Source organism: Kitasatospora sp. NRRL B-11411 (assembly GCF_000721345.1).
GTDB lineage: Bacteria > Actinomycetota > Actinomycetes > Streptomycetales > Streptomycetaceae > Kitasatospora > Kitasatospora cineracea.
In genome coordinates this window covers 122,293-139,126 of sequence record NZ_JOGH01000006.1, presented here as the reverse complement: position 1 = coordinate 139,126, position 16,834 = coordinate 122,293, and the positions used below count along the sequence as shown (strand labels likewise).

Annotated in this window: 16 protein-coding genes and 2 pseudogenes; 11 read left to right on the top strand and 7 right to left on the bottom strand. The window is 73.1% G+C overall.

Annotated elements, in window-relative coordinates; all coding sequences use genetic code 11:
• Positions 1 to 103: 103 nt before the first annotated feature.
• The 5 genes from IH44_RS0105085 to IH44_RS0105065 all read left to right on the top strand — a co-directional run bounded on the left by IH44_RS0105085 (position 104) and on the right by IH44_RS0105065 (position 7,138).
• The gene (locus IH44_RS0105085; protein WP_030458182.1) at positions 104 to 922 is read left to right on the top strand and encodes a hypothetical protein; all 819 of its coding nucleotides are present in this window, start codon (positions 104 to 106) and stop codon (positions 920 to 922) included.
• Positions 912 to 2,195: a hypothetical protein gene (locus tag IH44_RS0105080; protein WP_030458181.1), complete on the top strand. Its 1,284-nt coding sequence runs from the start codon at positions 912 to 914 to the stop codon at positions 2,193 to 2,195. Before IH44_RS0105085 ends, IH44_RS0105080 begins: the two co-directional genes overlap by 11 nt.
• Before the next feature lie 7 nt (positions 2,196 to 2,202).
• The gene (locus tag IH44_RS0105075; RefSeq protein ID WP_030458180.1) at positions 2,203 to 3,774 is read left to right on the top strand and encodes an SCO6880 family protein; all 1,572 of its coding nucleotides are present in this window, start codon (positions 2,203 to 2,205) and stop codon (positions 3,772 to 3,774) included.
• A gap of 44 nt (positions 3,775 to 3,818) precedes the next feature.
• Positions 3,819 to 5,165, top strand: a complete 1,347-nt coding sequence (locus IH44_RS0105070) for an ATP-binding protein (RefSeq protein ID WP_030458179.1) — start codon at positions 3,819 to 3,821, stop codon at positions 5,163 to 5,165.
• 164 nt (positions 5,166 to 5,329) lie between these two features.
• The gene (locus tag IH44_RS0105065; RefSeq protein WP_051816561.1) at positions 5,330 to 7,138 is read left to right on the top strand and encodes a bifunctional metallophosphatase/5'-nucleotidase; all 1,809 of its coding nucleotides are present in this window, start codon (positions 5,330 to 5,332) and stop codon (positions 7,136 to 7,138) included.
• A 73-nt stretch (positions 7,139 to 7,211) separates the two neighbouring features.
• Here the strand turns inward: IH44_RS0105065 and IH44_RS0105060 are convergent, their stop codons facing one another.
• The 5 genes from IH44_RS0105060 to IH44_RS0105040 all read right to left on the bottom strand — a co-directional run bounded on the left by IH44_RS0105060 (position 7,212) and on the right by IH44_RS0105040 (position 12,744).
• Positions 7,212 to 8,612 (bottom strand): cell wall metabolism sensor histidine kinase WalK, encoded by a 1,401-nt coding sequence (locus IH44_RS0105060; protein ID WP_051816560.1) that lies wholly within the window; start codon positions 8,610 to 8,612, stop codon positions 7,212 to 7,214.
• A 59-nt stretch (positions 8,613 to 8,671) separates the two neighbouring features.
• A complete protein-coding gene (locus tag IH44_RS0105055; RefSeq protein ID WP_030458176.1) occupies positions 8,672 to 9,445 on the bottom strand; it encodes a response regulator transcription factor in 774 nt (257 codons plus the stop codon).
• Between the two features lie 111 nt (positions 9,446 to 9,556).
• Positions 9,557 to 10,720, bottom strand: coding sequence for a S1C family serine protease (locus tag IH44_RS0105050; RefSeq protein ID WP_232794825.1), 1,164 nt, complete (start codon positions 10,718 to 10,720; stop codon positions 9,557 to 9,559).
• A gap of 125 nt (positions 10,721 to 10,845) precedes the next feature.
• Complete coding sequence (locus tag IH44_RS0105045) at positions 10,846 to 11,886, bottom strand: LacI family DNA-binding transcriptional regulator (protein ID WP_030458174.1); 1,041 nt, start codon at positions 11,884 to 11,886, stop codon at positions 10,846 to 10,848.
• Between the two features lie 126 nt (positions 11,887 to 12,012).
• Positions 12,013 to 12,744 carry a response regulator transcription factor gene (locus IH44_RS0105040; RefSeq protein WP_030458173.1) on the bottom strand — a complete coding sequence of 244 codons (732 nt, stop codon included), beginning with the start codon at positions 12,742 to 12,744 and terminating at the stop codon, positions 12,013 to 12,015.
• 662 nt (positions 12,745 to 13,406) lie between these two features.
• Between IH44_RS0105040 and IH44_RS0105035 the strand changes: the two genes are divergently transcribed.
• Positions 13,407 to 13,664 carry a MoaD/ThiS family protein gene (locus IH44_RS0105035; protein WP_030458172.1) on the top strand — a complete coding sequence of 86 codons (258 nt, stop codon included), beginning with the start codon at positions 13,407 to 13,409 and terminating at the stop codon, positions 13,662 to 13,664.
• Between the two features lie 121 nt (positions 13,665 to 13,785).
• A pseudogene (locus IH44_RS0105030) lies at positions 13,786 to 14,355 on the top strand (DUF2993 domain-containing protein); the annotation flags it as partial.
• A 135-nt stretch (positions 14,356 to 14,490) separates the two neighbouring features.
• Here the strand turns inward: IH44_RS0105030 and IH44_RS47650 are convergent.
• A pseudogene (locus IH44_RS47650) lies at positions 14,491 to 14,766 on the bottom strand (helix-turn-helix transcriptional regulator); the annotation flags it as partial.
• Between IH44_RS47650 and IH44_RS47645 the strand changes: the two are divergent.
• The 4 genes from IH44_RS47645 (at position 14,765) to IH44_RS0105005 (ending at position 16,524) form a co-directional block, all read left to right on the top strand.
• On the top strand, positions 14,765 to 15,502 hold the full coding sequence (locus IH44_RS47645; RefSeq protein ID WP_232794824.1) for a hypothetical protein: 738 nt from the start codon (positions 14,765 to 14,767) through the stop codon (positions 15,500 to 15,502). The pseudogene IH44_RS47650 and the gene IH44_RS47645 sit on opposite strands and share 2 nt — an antisense overlap.
• Positions 15,503 to 15,701: 199 nt before the next feature.
• Positions 15,702 to 15,848 carry a hypothetical protein gene (locus IH44_RS46225; RefSeq protein WP_157852114.1) on the top strand — a complete coding sequence of 49 codons (147 nt, stop codon included), beginning with the start codon at positions 15,702 to 15,704 and terminating at the stop codon, positions 15,846 to 15,848.
• An 11-nt stretch (positions 15,849 to 15,859) separates the two neighbouring features.
• A complete protein-coding gene (locus tag IH44_RS0105015; protein ID WP_157852112.1) occupies positions 15,860 to 16,150 on the top strand; it encodes a hypothetical protein in 291 nt (96 codons plus the stop codon).
• Between the two features lie 137 nt (positions 16,151 to 16,287).
• Complete coding sequence (locus IH44_RS0105005; protein ID WP_030458168.1) at positions 16,288 to 16,524, top strand: hypothetical protein; 237 nt, start codon at positions 16,288 to 16,290, stop codon at positions 16,522 to 16,524.
• On the opposite strand, the gene IH44_RS0105000 is transcribed toward IH44_RS0105005, so the two are convergent.
• On the bottom strand, positions 16,512 to 16,709 hold the full coding sequence (locus IH44_RS0105000) for a hypothetical protein (RefSeq protein WP_030458167.1): 198 nt from the start codon (positions 16,707 to 16,709) through the stop codon (positions 16,512 to 16,514). The genes IH44_RS0105005 and IH44_RS0105000 overlap by 13 nt on opposite strands.
• Positions 16,710 to 16,834 lie beyond the last annotated feature (125 nt).

Here is a 16,834-nt window from a genome sequence, read left to right as displayed (position 1 = left end):
GCCGCTGATCCGGCCCGCCGGCCCGCCGCCCCGCACTTCTCCGCCGAGCACCCGTCACGCCGCCGCGCGCGCCCCGCGCGGCGGCGCCCACCAGGAGGGCCCCGTGCCGTTGTCCGACGACCAGCCGCACACCCGTACGCGGCTACCGGTCGCCGAACAGACCACCCCCGCGACGGGCCGTCAGGCCCGGCCGCTTCGCACCCTCCTGACCGTCCTGGGCATCGTCACCCTGCTGGTGGTCGCCGTCGCCGTCGCCAACCGGGACAAGCCCGCGGCCGGCCGCGGCGGCACCAGCACCTCCGGCGACCGCGCCCCCGGCGCCGGCGCCTCCCCCGACCGCACCGCCGCCAGCGGCCAGCAGCCCGTCGCCACCACGTCCAACGGCATCGGCACCGGCTACCCGCACACCGACCAGGGCGCGCAGTCCGCCGCCGCCAACTACGCGGTGGCGCTGGGCTCCGCGGACATGTTCCGCACCGACAGCCGCCGCACCGTGCTGGCCACCGTCGCCGACCCCACCGCCCTGCCGGCCCTGCAGGCCCGCCTGGACCAGGCGTTCACGCCGGAGACCAACGCGCGCTACGGGCTGGACGCGCAGGGCAAGGCACCGAAGGGCCAGACCTTCGTCAGCCGGATCGTCCCGATCGGCACCCGCACCACCAACGGGGCGGACACCGCCACCCGGGTCGACGTCTGGTGCACCGGCCTGTACGGCCTGGCGGGCGAGGGCTCGGTCGTCCCGGTCACCCAGGACTGGTACACCCTGACCGTCACCATGCGCTGGACCGGCAGCGACTGGAAGCTCACCGACTACTCCCGCGCCGCGGGCCCCGCCCCCCTGCCGGGCGACCAGCAGGCGGCCACCGCGAAAGAGATCGCCGATGCCGTCCAGCAGTTCGGAGGGTTCCGCTATGCCCGCTGAGGCGCCCAGACTGCGCTTCCTGCGCCGCGCCGGGGTGCTCGGCGCCGCACTGAGCGTGCTCCAACTCGCCGCGCTGCTGGTCGTGCAGGGCGTCGCGGCCGCCGATCCGACGCCGAGCCCGAGCGGCACCAAGTGCGCGGGCAACGACGCGACGGTCCTCGGCGCCGACAAGCTGTGCGCTCCGCCCGGGGCCACCGTGATCCCCGGGTCCGGCACCGTCTCCGGGGTCACCGACCCGTTGGGGTCGTTGGCGAAGGGGTGCGCGCAGGCGGCGGCGTGGGTGGTGCGGCAGTTGTCGGGGGCGATCGACGGGACGACGAAGGTCGACTTCACGAACGCGGCGTTCCTGCAGCAGTACGCGGTGGTGTTCGCGGTCTCGACGGTGATCACGCTGGTGCTGTGGCTGCTGGCGGTGACGAAGCGCGCGGTGCGCGGGGCGGCGCTGGGGCAGGCGTTCGGCGAGGCGGTCGGGTTCCTGTGGCTGACGGTGATCGCCTCGGCGTTCACGCCGCTGATCCTGTACACGGTGGTGACGGTCACCGACGGGCTGACGGACGCGATCGCGGCGGGGACGAAGTCCGACACGGGCACGTACCTGGGCGGGTTCGCGGACACCCTGGAGAAGGGGAGCATCGGCGGCGGTCCGCTGATCCTGATCCTGGTGTCGCTGGTGGCGGTGCTGGCCGCGGCGGTGCTGTGGGTGGAGCTGGTGATCCGGGCGGCGATGCTGTACGTGGGTGCGCTGCTGGGGACGGCGGTGTACGCGGGGCTGGTGGACAAGCAGATGTGGAAGCACGTCCGCCGGTGGGCCGCGATGATGCTGGCGGTGGACCTGGCGAAGCCGATCGTGGTGATCATCCTGGGGCTGGCGGGCGCGGTGGCGACCGGCGCGGGGGCGGACGACGACTTCAGCCGGGTGCTGGCGGGGCTGGCGATCCTGTTCCTGTCGATCTTCGCCAGTGCGGCGGTGTACCGGTTCGTGCCGGGCTTCGGCGACGAGCTGATGGCGATGCGGCGGGCCCGGGCGAGTGCGGTGCAGGCCGGCAGCGCGATGATCAACGGCCCGGCGAACTTCGTGAAGCAGGGCATCTCCACGCACGGTTCGCGCGGTGGCGCGGAGGGCGGGGGCGGCGGTGGCGCCCCGGCGGGCGGCGGCGGGGCGGGCGCGGGCATCGCGGCGCACGCGTCCCGGCCGGCGAACGCCCCCCGTCCGGCGGCGCCGCCCGCGCAGGCCCAGGTCCAGGCTCCGGTCAACAACCCGAAGGGAGGGTGACGGGGAGATGAGCAGCGAACAGTTCGGCCAGTACGGCACCCAGTACGCCCAGCAGCGCCGCAGTTACCTGATCGGCAAGGCGCGGCCGAACGCGCCGATCGGGCGCAACCGGGAGAACGGCGAGATCGTGCTGATCATCGCCGGCGCCGGCCTGGGCATGGTGTGGGGGCTGATCCCGAGCCTGCTGCCGCTGCGGATCGCGGGCCTGGTGGGCTTCCCGCTGCTGGCGATCATGGCGGTGTACGTGCCGTACCGGCGGCGGACGTTCTACAAGTGGGTGGAGATCAACCGGACGTTCCGGCGCACGGTGCGCAGCGGCCGGGCGGTGTGGAAGCCGGACGTGCACGAGGCCGGGACGCGGCTGGACGGGCGCGAGGTGGAGGTCGGCCCGCCGCCGGGGGTGGGGCGGCTGCGCTGGCTGACCGCGCCGTTCGGGCCGGACGAGGTCGCGGTGCTGATGCACCTGGAGCGGCGGACGGTGACCGCGGCGATCGAGATCGAGGGCCCGGGCGTGGGCCTGCGCGACTCGGAGGACCAGGAGGCGCTGGTCGACCGGTTCGGCACGCTGCTCAAGCACGTGGCCAACGGCGACGGCTTCGTGACCAGGCTGCAGATCCTGGCCCGCACCCTGCCGGCCGACCCGGACGCGCACGCCAAGGACGTGGAGCGGCGCGGCGACCACGCGGCGCCGCGCTGGCTGCAGGAGAGCTACGACCAGCTGCAGTCGATGGTGTCGACCTCCTCGGAGCAGCACCGGGCGTACCTGGTGGCGTGCATGCACTACACCCGGGACCTGGCGGCCGAGGCGCACGCGATGGGGCGCACCGCGTACGGGCGGGGCGAGAGGCGGGACCGGTCGGACGACGGCCTGGCGACCGTGATGGCGCGTGAACTGACCGACATCTGCGCCCGGTTGGCGGAGGCGGACATCCGGGTGCGGCAGCCGCTGGGGCAGGCCCGGCTGGCGTCGCTGATCCACTCGATGTACGACCCGGACCACCCGATCGACCACATCCAGGCGATGAGCCGGCGCAACGCCTGGCCGGCCGAGCTGGACGCCACCCACACCCAGTACCTGCAGGCGAAGACCCGCGAGGCGGCGACCCGGGAGCCGTGGTGCCACGCCACCGCGTGGATCAAGGAGTGGCCGCTGACGCCGGTCGGGGTGAACTTCCTGGCGCCGCTGCTGGTGCACACGCCGGACGTGATCCGGACGGTCGCGGTGACCATGGACCTGGAGCCGACCGACGTGGCGATCGAGCGGATGCTGACCGAGAAGACCAACGACGAGGCGGAGGCCAGCCGGGCGGCGAAGATGAACCGCACGGTGGACCCGCGCGACCTGGCGCACACCGGCCGGGTGGACCAGCGCGGTGACGACCTGGCGTCCGGCGCGGCCGGGGTGAACCTGGTGGGGTACCTGACGGTGTCCTCGCGCAGCCCGGAGGCGCTGGCCCGGGACAAGCGCACCATCCGGGCGTCGGCGGGCAAGAGCTACCTGAAGCTGGAGTGGTGCGACCGCGAGCACCACCGGGCGTTCGCCAACACCCTGCCGTTCGCCACCGGCATCCGCCGCTGACGCCGCCGACGTCGTTGACGCCGCTGACCCCCGGAGGCCCGTAGATGCTCGGCAAGCTCACCGATTCCTTCACCAGCACCCTGTTCGGCCGGGTGGAGACCACCCGGCTGCCGGTGCGCACCTCCAGCGGCCAGGCGCAGGCGGTGTACCTGCCGACGGCGGCGCCCGGCCTGGGCGACTCCGGGGTGATCATCGGCCGCGAGGTGTACAGCGGCAAGGGCTACGTCTACGACCCGTTCCAGCTGTACGGCCAGCAGCTGCCGGCCCCGCACTGGCTGGTGCTGGGGGAGTCCGGCAACGGCAAGTCGGCGCTGGAGAAGACGTACGTGCTGCGGCAGTTGAGGTTCCGCGACCGCCAGGTGGTGGTGCTGGACGCGCAGGGCGAGGACGGCGTCGGCGAGTGGAACCTGATCGCCAACGCGCTGGGGATAAAGTCCATCCGGCTGGACCCGATGGCGGCCCTGGACGGCGGGGTGAAGCTGAACCCGCTGGACCCGGCGATCACCACCACCGGCCAGCTGTCGCTGCTGCGCACCATCATCGAGGTGGCGATGGGCCGCGGCCTGGAGGAGCGGGCCGGGTTCGCGCTGAAGGCCGCGCACGCGTACGTGACCGCGACGGTGAAGGACCGTCAGCCGGTGCTGAACGACATCATCGACACGCTGCGCAGCCCCGACCTGTCGGCGGTGGAGTCGCTGGGCGTGCAGGTCGGCGAGGTGCAGTCCTGGGGCCTGGACGTGGCGCTGGTGCTGGACCGGCTGGTCGACGGCGACCTGCGCGGCATGTTCGACGGCCCGACCTCGGCGGGCATCGACCTGGACGCGCCGCTGATCGTCTTCGACCTGTCGCACATCGACCGGAACTCGATCGCGATGCCGATCCTGATGGCGATCGTCGGGGTGTGGCTGGAGCACACCTGGCTGCGGCCGGACCGGGTGAAGCGGATCTTCCTGGTGGAGGAGGCCTGGCACATCATCAACAGCCCGTTCGTGGCGCAGCTGTTCCAGCGGCTGCTGAAGTTCGGCCGCCGACTGGGCCTGTCCTTCGTGGCGGTGGTGCACCACCTGTCGGACGTGGTGGACGGGGCGGCGGCCAAGGAGGCGTCGGCGATCCTGAAGATGTCCTCGACCCGGACGATCTACATGCAGAAGGCCGAGGAGGCCCGGGCCACCGGCCGGGTGCTGGGCCTGCCGCGCTGGGCGGTGGAGATCATCCCGACGCTGTCGCCGGGCATCGCGGTGTGGGACGTCAACGGCAACGTGCAGGTGGTCAAGCACATCATCACCGAGGCCGAGAAGCCGCTGGTGTACACCGACCGCGCGATGACCGAGGACGCGGTGGCCGAGCGGGACCGGGCCGACCAGCAGCTGGCGGCGCAGCCGCGGATCTGAGCGCCCGGCCCAGGGGCTGACCAAGGGTCGGCAAACGTTTCGTCAGGCCGCGGATACCAGCTCGTTACTCGCAGGTTCCTGACAGCTACGCGCGTTGACCCTAGGCTGCACCCAGACAACGCCAGGCCGCACAGCCGCGGCCCCCGACGGTCCAGGGGACAGCCATGCCCATTTCCGGTTCCACCGGCCGCCGCTCGACCGCCCTCGCGGTCGCCGCGGCCGCCGCCCTCTTCGGCACGATGGCCCTCCCGGCCACCGCCGAGGCCCACGGCCGGGGCCACGACAAGCCCAAGTACGAGGACCTGCAGCTCCTCGCCATCAACGACTTCCACGGCAACCTGGAGCCGCCGGCCGGCTCCTCGGGCACGATCAACGAGATCGACCCGGCCACCGGCAAGACCGTCGCCACCCCCGCCGGCGGTGTCGAGTACCTGGCCACCGCGCTGCGCGACGCCCGCAAGGGCCACGCCAACAGCCTCACCGTCGCGGCCGGCGACGTCATCGGCGCCAGCCCGCTGGTCTCCGGCCTGTTCCACGACGAGCCGACCATCGAGGCGATGAACGAGATCGGCCTCGACGTCACCTCGGTGGGCAACCACGAGTTCGACGAGGGCTCGGCCGAGCTGCTGCGGATGCAGAACGGCGGCTGCCACCCCACCGACGGCTGCTACGAGGCGGGCCGCACCTTCGAGGGCGCGGACTTCCCGTACCTGGCGGCGAACGTCACCAACGAGAAGACCGGCAGGACGCTGCTCAAGCCGTACTGGGTGAAGAACGTCCGCGGCGTCAAGGTCGGCTTCATCGGCGTGACCCTGGAGGGCACCCCGAACATCGTCACCGCCGCCGGCGTGCAGGGCCTCAAGTTCGGCAACGAGGTCACCACCATCAACAAGTACGCCGCCGAGCTGAAGAAGCAGGGCGTCAACTCGATCGTGGCGCTGATCCACGAGGGCGGCCTGCCCGCCAGCAACGTCTACAACTACGACTGCGGCGCGGCCGGCGCGGGCATCTCCGGCCCGATCGTGGACATCGCCAAGAGGATCGACCCGGCCGTCGGGGCGATCGTCACCGGCCACACCCACAACTCGTACGCCTGCATGATCCCGGACCCGAACGGCGTGCCCCGCTCGGTCACCAGCGCCGCCTCGTTCGGCCGCCTGTACACCGAGATCGACCTCAAGCTGGACAAGCGCACCGGCAGCATCGTCCGCCCCTCGGTCAGCGCCGCCAACCACATCGTCCGCCGCGACGTGCCGAAGGCGCCGGACCTCACCGCGCTGATCGACCGGTACAGCAAGCTGGCCGCGCCGATCGCCAACCGCGCCACCGGCTACATCACCGCCGACATCAACGGCCGCGGCTCCACCGCGCTGGAGAAGCCGCTCGGCGACCTGATCGCCGACGCCCAGCTGGCCGGCCTCTCGGCGCCCGACAAGGGCGGCGCGCAGGTGGCGTTCATGAACCCCGGCGGCATCCGCGCCGACCTGGTCTACAAGGCCACCGGCGCCGAGGGCGACGGCGTGGTGACCTACGGCGAGGCGTTCGCCGTCCAGCCGTTCACCAACATGATGCAGGTCAAGACGCTGACCGGCGCCCAGCTGGTGCAGGTCCTGCAGCAGCAGGTCTCCGGCTCCAACGAGGCGTCCCCGAAGGTCCTGCAGATCTCGAACAACCTGCGCTACACCCTCGACCTGAACAAGGCCGGTGCGGCCCGCGTGGTCGTCGACTCGATCCGCCTGAACGGCGCGCCGATCGACCCGGCCGCGACCTACCGGGTCGCCGCGAACGAGTTCCTGGCCGGCGGCGGCGACGGCTTCCCGGCCTTCGCGGCCGGCACCGACAAGCTGGTCGGCGCCTCCGACCTGGACCTGTTCAACGCCTACCTGACCAGCCACAGCTCGGCGAGCGCCCCGATCGCGCCGCCCGCCGCCGACCGGATCAAGGTCATCGGCATCGGCCAGGACAACAGCTGACACCACCGCAGCAACGGGGGCGGGGCACTCCGGTGCCCCGCCCCCGGCACGTCTCAGTACGTCTCAGCACGTCTCAGCGCGGCTCGGACGGCTGCCCCGGCAGCAGCACCACCGCCTGCGTCCCCGGGCCGCCGTTCGGAGCCGGGCCCAGCGAGACCTGCCCGCCGGTGTCCTGCACGGTCTGCGCCACGATCGACAGCCCCAGCCCCGAACCCGGCAGCTGGCGCGAGGACGGCGAACGCCAGAACCGGTCGAACACGTACGGCAGTTCCTCCGCCGGAATCCCCGGCCCGTGGTCCCGGACCGTCAACCGCCCCTCCCGCAACGACACTTCGATCGTCCCGGCGGGCGGCGAGTACTTCACCGCGTTGTCCAGCAGGTTGATCACCGCCCGCTCCAGCGCCGCCGGGTCCCCGTGCACGTACCAGGGCCGCACGTCCGTCTCGAACACCAGCGACGGCCCGCGCAACCGCCCCCGCTCCAGCGCCCGCCCCACCGTCTCGTGGAACGGCACCACCGTCCGCACCGCCTCCGGATTCGGCGTGTCCGGCCGGGACAGCTGCAGCAGGTCCCCGATCAGCACGGTCAACTCCTGCATCTGCGCCTTCATGTTCCCCAGCATCCGCGCCCGCGTCTCGGCCGGCAGCGCCCGCCCCTGCGCGTCCGAACGGATCAACAGGTCCACGTTGGTGCGCAGCGAGGTCAGCGGCGTGCGCAACTCGTGCCCGGCGTCGGCGATCAGCCGGGTCTGCCGCTCCCGCGAGTTGGCGAGCGCGGTCGACATCGAGTTGAACGAGGTGGAGAGCCGGGCGATCTCGTCCTTCCCGTTGACGGGGATGGTGGTGCCGACCTCCTCGGTGCGGGCGATGTGCTCGACCACGTCGGTGAGCTGGTCGACGGGCTTGAGCGCGGAGCGGGCGACGATCCGCCCGGTGATCCCGGCACCGATCACGCCGAGCCCGGCCACGCACGCGATCAGCAGCGCGAGACTGTTGAGGGAGTCCTGCACCCCGTTGGTCGACAGCGCGGTCAGCAGTACAGCGGGCTGGTCGACGTTGCCCACCCGGACCGTGGTGCCGGTGCGGCGGACCAGCGCCGAGTCGCCGTTGAGGTAGGTGCCCTCGCGGTAGGACGGCTGTCTGGTGCTCGAAGCGCCCGGCAGATCGCTCGCCTTCACCTCCACTGCCTTCGTGGCACCCATTGGGAAGCACACGCTGCCGTCGGACGTCACGACTTGGAAGTCGTACTTCGGGGGTCCGAAGCGGCCGTCAGTGGTCGGCGAGGACACCTTGGCCAAGCCTTCCGCCGGGGTGTCGCCGCACTGGAGGACGGGGCTGCGGGTGAGACCGGGGCCGTCCTGGACGGCACCGGCCAGGTTGTCGTGCACCTCCTGGTAGAGCTTCTCGCGCACCAGCAGCCAACTGGCCACCGACACCACCGCGATCGCCACCGCCACCGCGGCAGCCGTGAGCATGGCCAGCCTGCTCCGCAGCGACTTGCCGCGGAACCACCCCGTGAGCCGGCCGATCGGTTTCACGCCGCGGCGCCGGTCGCGGCGCGCAGCGCGTAGCCGACGCCGCGGACGGTCTGGATGATCCGGGGCATGCCGTGCTGTTCGGTCTTGCGGCGCAGGTACATGACGTAGACGTCGAGGGAGTTGGAGGAGGGCTCGAAGTCGAAGCCCCAGACGGCCTTGAGGATCTGTTCGCGGGTCAGCACCTGGCGCGGGTGGGAGAGGAACATCTCCAGCAGCATGAACTCGGTGCGGGTGAGTTCGATGGGCGTGCCGTCGCGGGTGACTTCGCGGGTGGCGGTGTTCATCCGCAGGTCGGCGAAGGCCAGCACCTCGCCGCCGTCCTCGTCGGCGGCGGTGCGGGCGGCGGCTTCGGCGGCGAGCGCGTTGCGGCGGAGCAGGGCGCGGACCCGGGCGAGGAGTTCGTCGAGTTCGAAGGGCTTGGCGAGGTAGTCGTCGGCGCCGACGTCGAGGCCGGTGACGCGGTCGCCGACGGCGTCGCGGGCGGTGAGCATCAGGACGGGGACGGCGTCGCCGCGGGAGCGCATCCGGCGGACGGCGGTGAGGCCGTCCATCCGGGGCATCATGATGTCGAGCAGCACCAGGTCGGGCCGGTCGCGTTCGACGGCGGCCAGGGCCTCGTAGCCGTCGGTGGCGGTGGTGACCTGGTAGCCCTCGAAGGCGAGGCTGGATTCCAGCGCGTCGCGCAGCGCGGGCTCGTCGTCGACGACGAGGACGCGGGCGCCGCCGCCCGGGGCCTCGGTGGGGGTGCGGTCGTCGGCGGGGGGAGTCATCGGCTCGGGGCCCTTTCTGCGTCCGGTGCGGTCCTGGCCATTGTCCGTCGGGTGGGGACGGATCGGGGGACGGATCGGGGGGTGGTCGGCGGTGCCGGTCGGCACCGGCGGTCAGAGGGTCTTGCCGGCCTGCATCTGGGACAGGACCTGCTTGACGCTGTTGATCGGGATGGCGAAGCCGAGGCCGACGCTGCCGGCGTCGGAGCTGCCGGTGGAGCTGGAGCCACTGGCGGAGTACATCGCCGAGTTGAGGCCGATGACCTGTCCGGCGGTGTTGATCAGCGGTCCGCCGGAGTTGCCGGGGTTGAGTGCGGCGTCGGTCTGCAGGGCCTGGTAGGTGGCGGTGTCGGAGGAGGAGCTGCCGGCGGAGGAGCCGGAGGAACCGCGCTGGCCGGGCAGGTTGGGGAAGCCGAAGCCGCCGTTGTTGCTGGTGGTGCCCTCGTCGACCTGGACGGAGACCTGCCGGTTCTTGGCGGAGATGATGCCGGAGGTGACGGTGCCGGTGAGGCCCTCGGGGTTGCCGATGGCGACCACCGGGTCGCCGACGGCGGTGCTGTCGGAGTCGCCGAGGACGGCGGTGGTCAGGCCGCTGACGCCGGAGGCGGTGATGACGGCGGTGTCGAGGGACTTGTCGGTCCCGGTGACGGTGGCGGTGGCGGTGGAGCCGTCCTTGAAGGTGACGGTGGTCTGGCCGCCGCCGCCGACCGCGCCGGAGACGACGTGGTAGTTGGTGAGGATCTGGCCGTCGGCGGTGAGCACCACGCCGGTGCCGGTGGCGGTGCCGCTGCCGGTCTTGACGGTGATCTGCACGACGGCGGGGGAGACCGCGGCGGCGATCGCCGAGACGTCGGCGCTGCCGTCGGCGTTGGCGGAGACCGGGCGGACCAGGGTGCTGCTCGCGCCGGCGGAGCCGGTGCGCTCGCCGGCCAGGGCGCCGCCGGTGACGCCGCCGACCAGGGCGGCGATCGCGGCGACGGCGGTGACCAGGGCGAGCCGGCTGCGCAGCAGGCCGCGGCGGGCCCGGTGCCCGGTGGGCGGCTGCGGGCCCGCCCCGGCGCCGTCCCCGGTGCCGGGTTCGGCGGCGAGCGCGAAGGTCGCGGGCAGCAGCGCCGGGTCGGGCGCGGCGGCGGGCGGCAGGGCCGGGTAGGCGGCTTCCCGGTACGGGGTGCCGGTGTGCGGCGGGTACGCGGGCGCGGCGGGCGGCTGCGGCGGGAGCCAGCCCGCGCCGCCGTCCTGGGGGTGGGGCTCGTGGGTGCTGCGGTGCTGGTCGCTCATGACGACCAAGTTCCGCCCGGTTCATGAAGACCGGATGAGAGCGTGCTACAGGTTCCCCGAGAAGCGCGTCAGCTTCTCATAAAGCCTGGTCAGGCCGGTGATCGGCCCGGGGGAGGACCCGCAGGTCAGGGCTGTTCGCCGCCGCAGCCGCAGGAGCGCCGCACGACCAGCCGGGACGGGAACTTGCGGACCCGTTCGGTGTCGCTGCCGGGCACCATCAGCGAGTCGTCGAGGACCAGGTCGACGGCGGCCCGGGCCATCGCGTCCCGGTCGGAGGCGACGGTGGTCAGCGGCGGGGAGGCGAAGGCGGCCTCGGGGATGTCGTCGAAGCCGGCCACCGCGAGGTCCTCGGGGACGCGCAGGCCGAGTTCCTGGGCGGCCCGGAGCACGCCGATGGCCTGGTCGTCGGTGGAGCAGAAGATCGCGGGCGGCCGCCGGTCGGAGCCGAGCAGCTCCAGCGCGACCTGGTAGGCGCCGTAGCGGTGGAACGGGGCGTCCACCAGGTGGGGCTCGGTGGGCAGGCCGTGCGCGGCCATCGCGAGCTCCCAGCCGGCCACGTGGTCGATCACCGGGTCGCCGGGGGCGGGGGACTCCACCGGCCCGCCGAAGCAGGCCACGTACGGGTGGCCGTGCACCTCCAGCAGGTGCCGGACGATCAGTTCGGAGCCGCCGACGTCGTCGGTGACCACGGCGACGTCGTCGATCGCCTCGGGGCGGCGGTGCAGCAGCACCACCTTGGCGCCCTCCATGGCGGCGAACTCCTCGGCGGCGCGCTGCGAGGGGCCCTGGCTGACCAGGATCAGGCCGGAGACCCGCATGCCGAGGAAGGCCCGGACGTAGTGCACCTCGCGGTCGTCCACGTAGTCGGAGTTGCCGATCAGGACGAGCTTGCCGCGCTCGGAGGCGGCGCGTTCCACGGCGTGCGCCATCTCCGCGAAGAACGGCTGCCGGGCGTCGGGGACGACCATGCCGATCAGGTTGGTGCGCCGGGAGGCCATCGCCTGGGCGACCGAGTTCGGGCGGTACCCGAGCTGCTCGATCGCGGCGAGCACCTTCTCCCTGGTGGCCGGGGCGACCGGCCGGGGACCGTTGTTGATCACATAGCTGACGACCGCGGTCGAGGTGCCAGCCAGTCGGGCTACGTCGTCGCGCGTCACCTTGGCCACGGGGGGAGTCTACGCGGGTGGTGCGGCGCCCAGGCCCGGGGTGACACCTGGTGGGACGGCGGTTTCGGGACCGATCCGGGCAAAGCCGGGCGAGTGTCTCCGCGGTGCGGCCCGCCCGGCCCTCCGTCAGTGTTCGCGGGTCGCGCCGGTGCGGCTCTGCTCGGCCCGTTCGGGGGCCTTGTCGGGGCGCTCGGGGACCACGAAGCGGTAGCCGACGTTGCGCACGGTGCCGATCAACTGCTCGTTCTCGACGCCGAGTTTGGCCCGCAGCCGGCGGACGTGGACGTCCACGGTGCGGGTGCCGCCGAAGTAGTCGTAGCCCCACACCTCCTGGAGCAGCTGGGCCCGGGTGAAGACCCGGCCGGGGTGCTGGGCCAAGTACTTGAGCAGCTCGAACTCCTTGAAGGTGAGGTCGAGGACCCGACCCTTGAGCTTGGCGGAGTAGGTGGCCTCGTCGACCGAGAGGTCGCCGTTGCGGATCTCCATCGGGCTGTCGTCGGTGGCGGAGTTCAGCCGGCCGAGGGCCAGCCGCAGCCGGGCCTCCACCTCGGCCGGTCCGGCGGTGTCGAGCAGCACGTCGTCGATGCCCCACTCGGCGGTGACGGCGGCCAGGCCGCCCTCGGTGACCACCAGGATCAGCGGGCTGCCGATGCCGGTGGAGCGCAGCAGCTGGCACAGGCTGCGGATCTGCGGCAGGTCGCGCCGGCCGTCGACCAGGATCACGTCGGCGCTCGGGGTGTCGACCAGGGCGGACCCCTCGGCGGGGGCCACCCGGACGCTGTGCAGCAGCAGCCCGAGGGCGGGCAGCACCTCGGCGGAGGGTTGCAGGGCGTTGGTCAGCAGGAGCAGAGAACTCATACCCGGTTAGTCCCCTTTCCGGGTCGTCGCGGTCGCGGCCGCCGGGGGAGAGCACCGGCCGCGGTACAGGGTGGGGGAGCGCCGACAGGGCCGGCGGGGGCGTCGTCGGGCGGGGCGGCGGTGGCGCGCCCGGGGTCCCGCAACCCCTGGCGTCCCGCTGGTGCCCCGTCCATCGGCGTACCCTCCGGTCTGTCCCGCCGTCGGCGCACCACGTCGTGCGGTCGAGCGGTGGGGGCGCTCCGGCGTCGGGTGCGGGTGGGGCACCGTTCGCAAGAACGTCCGTATGGCGTCCTGAAAGCACAAAAGGACCCGGGGGCGACTCTGCCCGGATCCCTCATCGGGTTCGAGAATAGCCGACCGGCCGGAGCCTGGGGAGAGGCGCGAGCGGGGCGCGCGGCGGTGGGCGGGGCTCAGGGCCGTGCGGTTCGTCACTCCGGCGGGGCGGCGCGACCTCGGGTGTTTGCCTCCGGACGGGGGGCGCGGGCGATGATGGGGGCCGCACCGGCCGCACCGTACGTGTACACCGATTCCACGGGTGGGCCGGCCGGCACCGGGCCGGCCGCCGTACCGGGCGAGGACCGTCGAGAGGGGTTGCCGTGACCGCGACCGCCGAAACCCGCACCACCGCCGGGGAGCCCGCCGCCGCCGGATCACCCGGGAGGGTGAGCGGGACCGTCCGCTACTGGGCCGCCGCCAAGTCCGCGGCGGGCCGGGCCGAGGAACCCGTCGAGGCCGCGACGCTCGCCGGGGCGCTGGCCGCGGTGCGCGCCGCGCACGCCGACCGGCCGGAGCTGCTGCGGCTGCTGGAGGTGTGCTCGTTCCTGCTGGACGGCGAGCAGACCGGCGGCCGGGAGCCCGCCGCGGTGCTGCTGTCCGAGGGCTGGACGGTCGAGGTGCTGCCGCCGTTCGCCGGAGGCTGAGCGCCGTTTTCCCCGGGTGCGGTTCCGGAACTGGGGCATGCGTGCGATCGTCCTATGTCCGTAGCCCGAATGCCGTTCGCCTCCGAACGGATCTCGGATCGACCGTCTCTGGGGGAGTGCGATGCACGGCTCGGTGAAGTTGCTGATCGGCCTCGGGGTGGTGGGCGGCCTGCTGGTCGGCGCCGACCGGATAGCCGTCGGGGTCGCGGAGGACCAGGCGGCGGACGCGGCCGTCTCCTCCGGCTGGATGACCACCAAGCCGGACGTCAGCATCGACGACTTCCCGTTCCTGACCAGCGCGGTGGCCGGCGAGCTGGACAAGGTGACGATGAGCTCGGACGGGATGACCGTGACCGACGGCAAGGAGACGGTGACGATGCACTCCTTCCGGGCCGACCTCTCCGACGTGAAGTTCACCGACTCCTACCGGGGCGTCACGGTCGGGCACGGCGACGGCCGGGGCGTGATCGCCTACCAGGACCTGTCGAAGTTCATGGTCGGCGGCGGCCGGCTCACCCTGGCGTACGCCGGGCCGGGCAAGGTGAAGGCCGAGGTGCCGGGCGGCGCGGTCGAGGGCAGGCTGCGCAGCGAGGGCAACCAGGTGGTCGTGGACGGTCTCCAACTCACCGGCGCCGCATCCAAGTTGAGCGGCCTGGCCGGCGACCTGCTGAAGCCCCAGCGGTTCGGCCTGACCGGCCTGCCGACCGGCCTCTCGCTGGCCGAGGCGACCCCGGAACAGGACGGCGTCCGGGGTGGCTTTGATGCCGGCTTCGAAGCGGCTGGTGGCGCCGAGGCGTTCCATGATCGAGGCCATGTGGCGGCCGACGGTGCGGGCCGAGATGCCCAGGCGCTGGGCGGCGGTGTCGTCGGTGAGGCCGCTTCCGAGCAGGCGGAGCAGTTCGCGTTCGGTGGGGGTGAGGCCGGTGGTGGGGTCGTCGGGGGTGCTGGCGCCGAGCGGGACGGCGGTGTTCCAGGCCTGTTCGTAGAGGCTTCGGGACGAGGGCCTGACGGCGGTCGACGATGACGATGCGCTGGGGGATGGTGGGGGCGGTGCGGACCTCGCCGCCCAGGCCGAGCAGCCAGTGGGCGTAGTGGGCGGCATGCGGCTGGTGGCGGTTGGAGTCCTGGTAGAGGGTGCGGATGGTGATGCCGCGGGCGAGTGCTTCGGCGTCCGCGGGGCGGGAGGCGTCGAGGTCCTCGGGGCGCTGGGTGCCGGGCTGGCTGCTGAGGACTTCGCGGGTGGTGGCGCGGCCCATCTGTTCGAGGCGGTGCTGGATGGCGTCGATGCCGAGCAGGCGCTCGCCGTGGGCGGAGCGGTGCTCGGCGCGGTCGGCGACCATCCGGGCGACGGCGGCGCGGGAGGCGGCCAGGGCGGCTTGGCGGGCGGCGAGGTCGGCCTCCTGGCGGGCGGCGAGGTCGGCCAGTCCGATGGAGGGGTCGACGGCGCGCATCCGGCCGGGGTGCTCGGCGGAGGCGCGCACCAGCATCAGTTCGCCGAGTTCGTCCAGGCTGTCGTGGACCTGGCCGGGCAGCAGCAGGCAGTGCGCCGCGAGTTCGTCGATGCCGTCGCCGGGACGGTCGAGCATGGCCTGGTAGACCTGGCCGGCCGTGGCCGACAGGCCGAGTGCCTCCAGCATGGTTCCCCCCGGAATCGTGTGTGGGCGGTGTGGGTGGTGGTGCACGAAGCTTCACCGATCATTTCAGCGCGCCGGAGTCGCACACAAGAACGGATTTGCCCTGCCCGTGGCGGCTTCCGTCGGTTTGACCAGAGGATTCCCGCTTGCTCGGGAGTGGGCGTTCGGGTCGGGGTGCCGGGATCCGCCGGGCGACATTCCTGACGTGTTCATGACCCGGTGTCTGATGTCGGACAGTCCGGTTGGCGCCATCCGGAACACCTTCCGACGGGCTCGGCGACCGGCGAAGCTAGTGATCGCCGCCAGGGAGACAGACCGGGCGGCGAACCGGAAGAGGCGTCAACCGCGGGACGCCGAACCGGAACTCCCCCGCCTTCCACTGCTCTTGAGGAGAACCACCGAAATGCGCACTCGTCTGGTCAAGGCCGCCGCGGTCACCGCCCTCGCCCTCACCGCCCTGTTCGCCGCCCCCGCCGCCGTCACCGCCCTGTCCGCCGACACCCCGGCCCACACCGTGACCGTGGCCGACGGCAGCCTCGGCTGGGGCTGACCCCCGTGGACGTGGTCTACGCCAGCCTGCGACGCAGACGGCCCGGACCCACCCCGCCGGACGAGACCAGGCAGGCCGTCGACATCCTCTGGGCCCACACCCGCCCCGGCGACGCCCTCCAGCACATCACCGCCCGCAGCGAGGACGACCGCCTCGACCTGCTGCTCTACCTCCTCACCCGCCACCCCGCCGACGGCCCGCCGTGCTCCACCGACACCGCGTACGCCCTGCTCGCCCGCAGCCACCGGGCCTCGCCGCTGCTGAACCGCCGCTACCAACCCCCGGCCCCGGCCACCGGCTGAATCCCGGCCGCCACCCCGCGCCACCCGCCCCGCGGCCCGCCTCCGGCCCGCTGCGCGCCGACCGCCGCAGCGCCCCGAACGGCCACGTCCAGATCGAGGGCGACCAACCCCCCGGGCCGCTCCGCAACCGCTACGCGATGGTCAACGGATCCGCCCTGCTGCTCACCCGCGCCGAGTCCGACGCCTACTGCGCGAGCCGGCAGCCGGTCGGGGTCTCCGAGTCCTGGGAGGCCGGGGCGGTCGCCCGCCGGCTGAAGGACGGCACCGCGGTCGAGAACGTCTCCGGCGCCGACCCGCGCGTGTACGTGATGGCCGGGGGCATGGCCGTCCCGCTCGCCGTCGCCGACTTCACCGGCCTCGGCTACGACCAGTAGCCGCTCCGGGCCGTCCCCGGTACCTGGGAGGCCGCGGCCGCCGCGAGGACCGCCCCCGCGGACGGCACCCTGCTCCGCTCGCCCGACAGCACCGCGGTCTGGCAGGTCACCGCCGGCAGCAGGAAGGCCGCCGCCGCGGGCTCGTGCAACGCCGCCGACGTGGTCGCCGTCCCGACCGGGCTCACCGCGAAGCCCCACCGTCACCGGCTGACCGGACGTCCCCGTCCGACCGGCACGGCACCGGGCCCCGCTCCGGCGGGGCTTCGGCGTCCGCTGGGCGAGACGGCCTGTCCAGCGCGGTTGCCGGAAC

Excerpts from the sequence above, each read along its gene's own strand:
- IH44_RS0105080 (WP_030458181.1), top strand. The coding sequence starts at position 912 with ATGCCCGCTGAGGCGCCCAGACTGCGCTTCCTGCGCCGCGCCGGGGTG.
- IH44_RS0105075 (WP_030458180.1), top strand. The coding sequence starts at position 2,203 with ATGAGCAGCGAACAGTTCGGCCAGTACGGCACCCAGTACGCCCAGCAG.
- IH44_RS0105070 (WP_030458179.1), top strand. The coding sequence starts at position 3,819 with ATGCTCGGCAAGCTCACCGATTCCTTCACCAGCACCCTGTTCGGCCGG.
- IH44_RS0105065 (WP_051816561.1), top strand. The coding sequence starts at position 5,330 with ATGCCCATTTCCGGTTCCACCGGCCGCCGCTCGACCGCCCTCGCGGTC.
- IH44_RS0105060 (WP_051816560.1), bottom strand. The coding sequence starts at position 8,612 with ATGCTCACGGCTGCCGCGGTGGCGGTGGCGATCGCGGTGGTGTCGGTG.
- IH44_RS0105055 (WP_030458176.1), bottom strand. The coding sequence starts at position 9,445 with ATGACTCCCCCCGCCGACGACCGCACCCCCACCGAGGCCCCGGGCGGC.
- IH44_RS0105050 (WP_232794825.1), bottom strand. The coding sequence starts at position 10,720 with ATGAGCGACCAGCACCGCAGCACCCACGAGCCCCACCCCCAGGACGGC.
- IH44_RS0105040 (WP_030458173.1), bottom strand. The coding sequence starts at position 12,744 with ATGAGTTCTCTGCTCCTGCTGACCAACGCCCTGCAACCCTCCGCCGAG.
- IH44_RS47645 (WP_232794824.1), top strand. The coding sequence starts at position 14,765 with ATGCGGCTGGTGGCGGTTGGAGTCCTGGTAGAGGGTGCGGATGGTGAT.
- IH44_RS46225 (WP_157852114.1), top strand. The coding sequence starts at position 15,702 with ATGCGCACTCGTCTGGTCAAGGCCGCCGCGGTCACCGCCCTCGCCCTC.
- IH44_RS0105005 (WP_030458168.1), top strand. The coding sequence starts at position 16,288 with ATGGTCAACGGATCCGCCCTGCTGCTCACCCGCGCCGAGTCCGACGCC.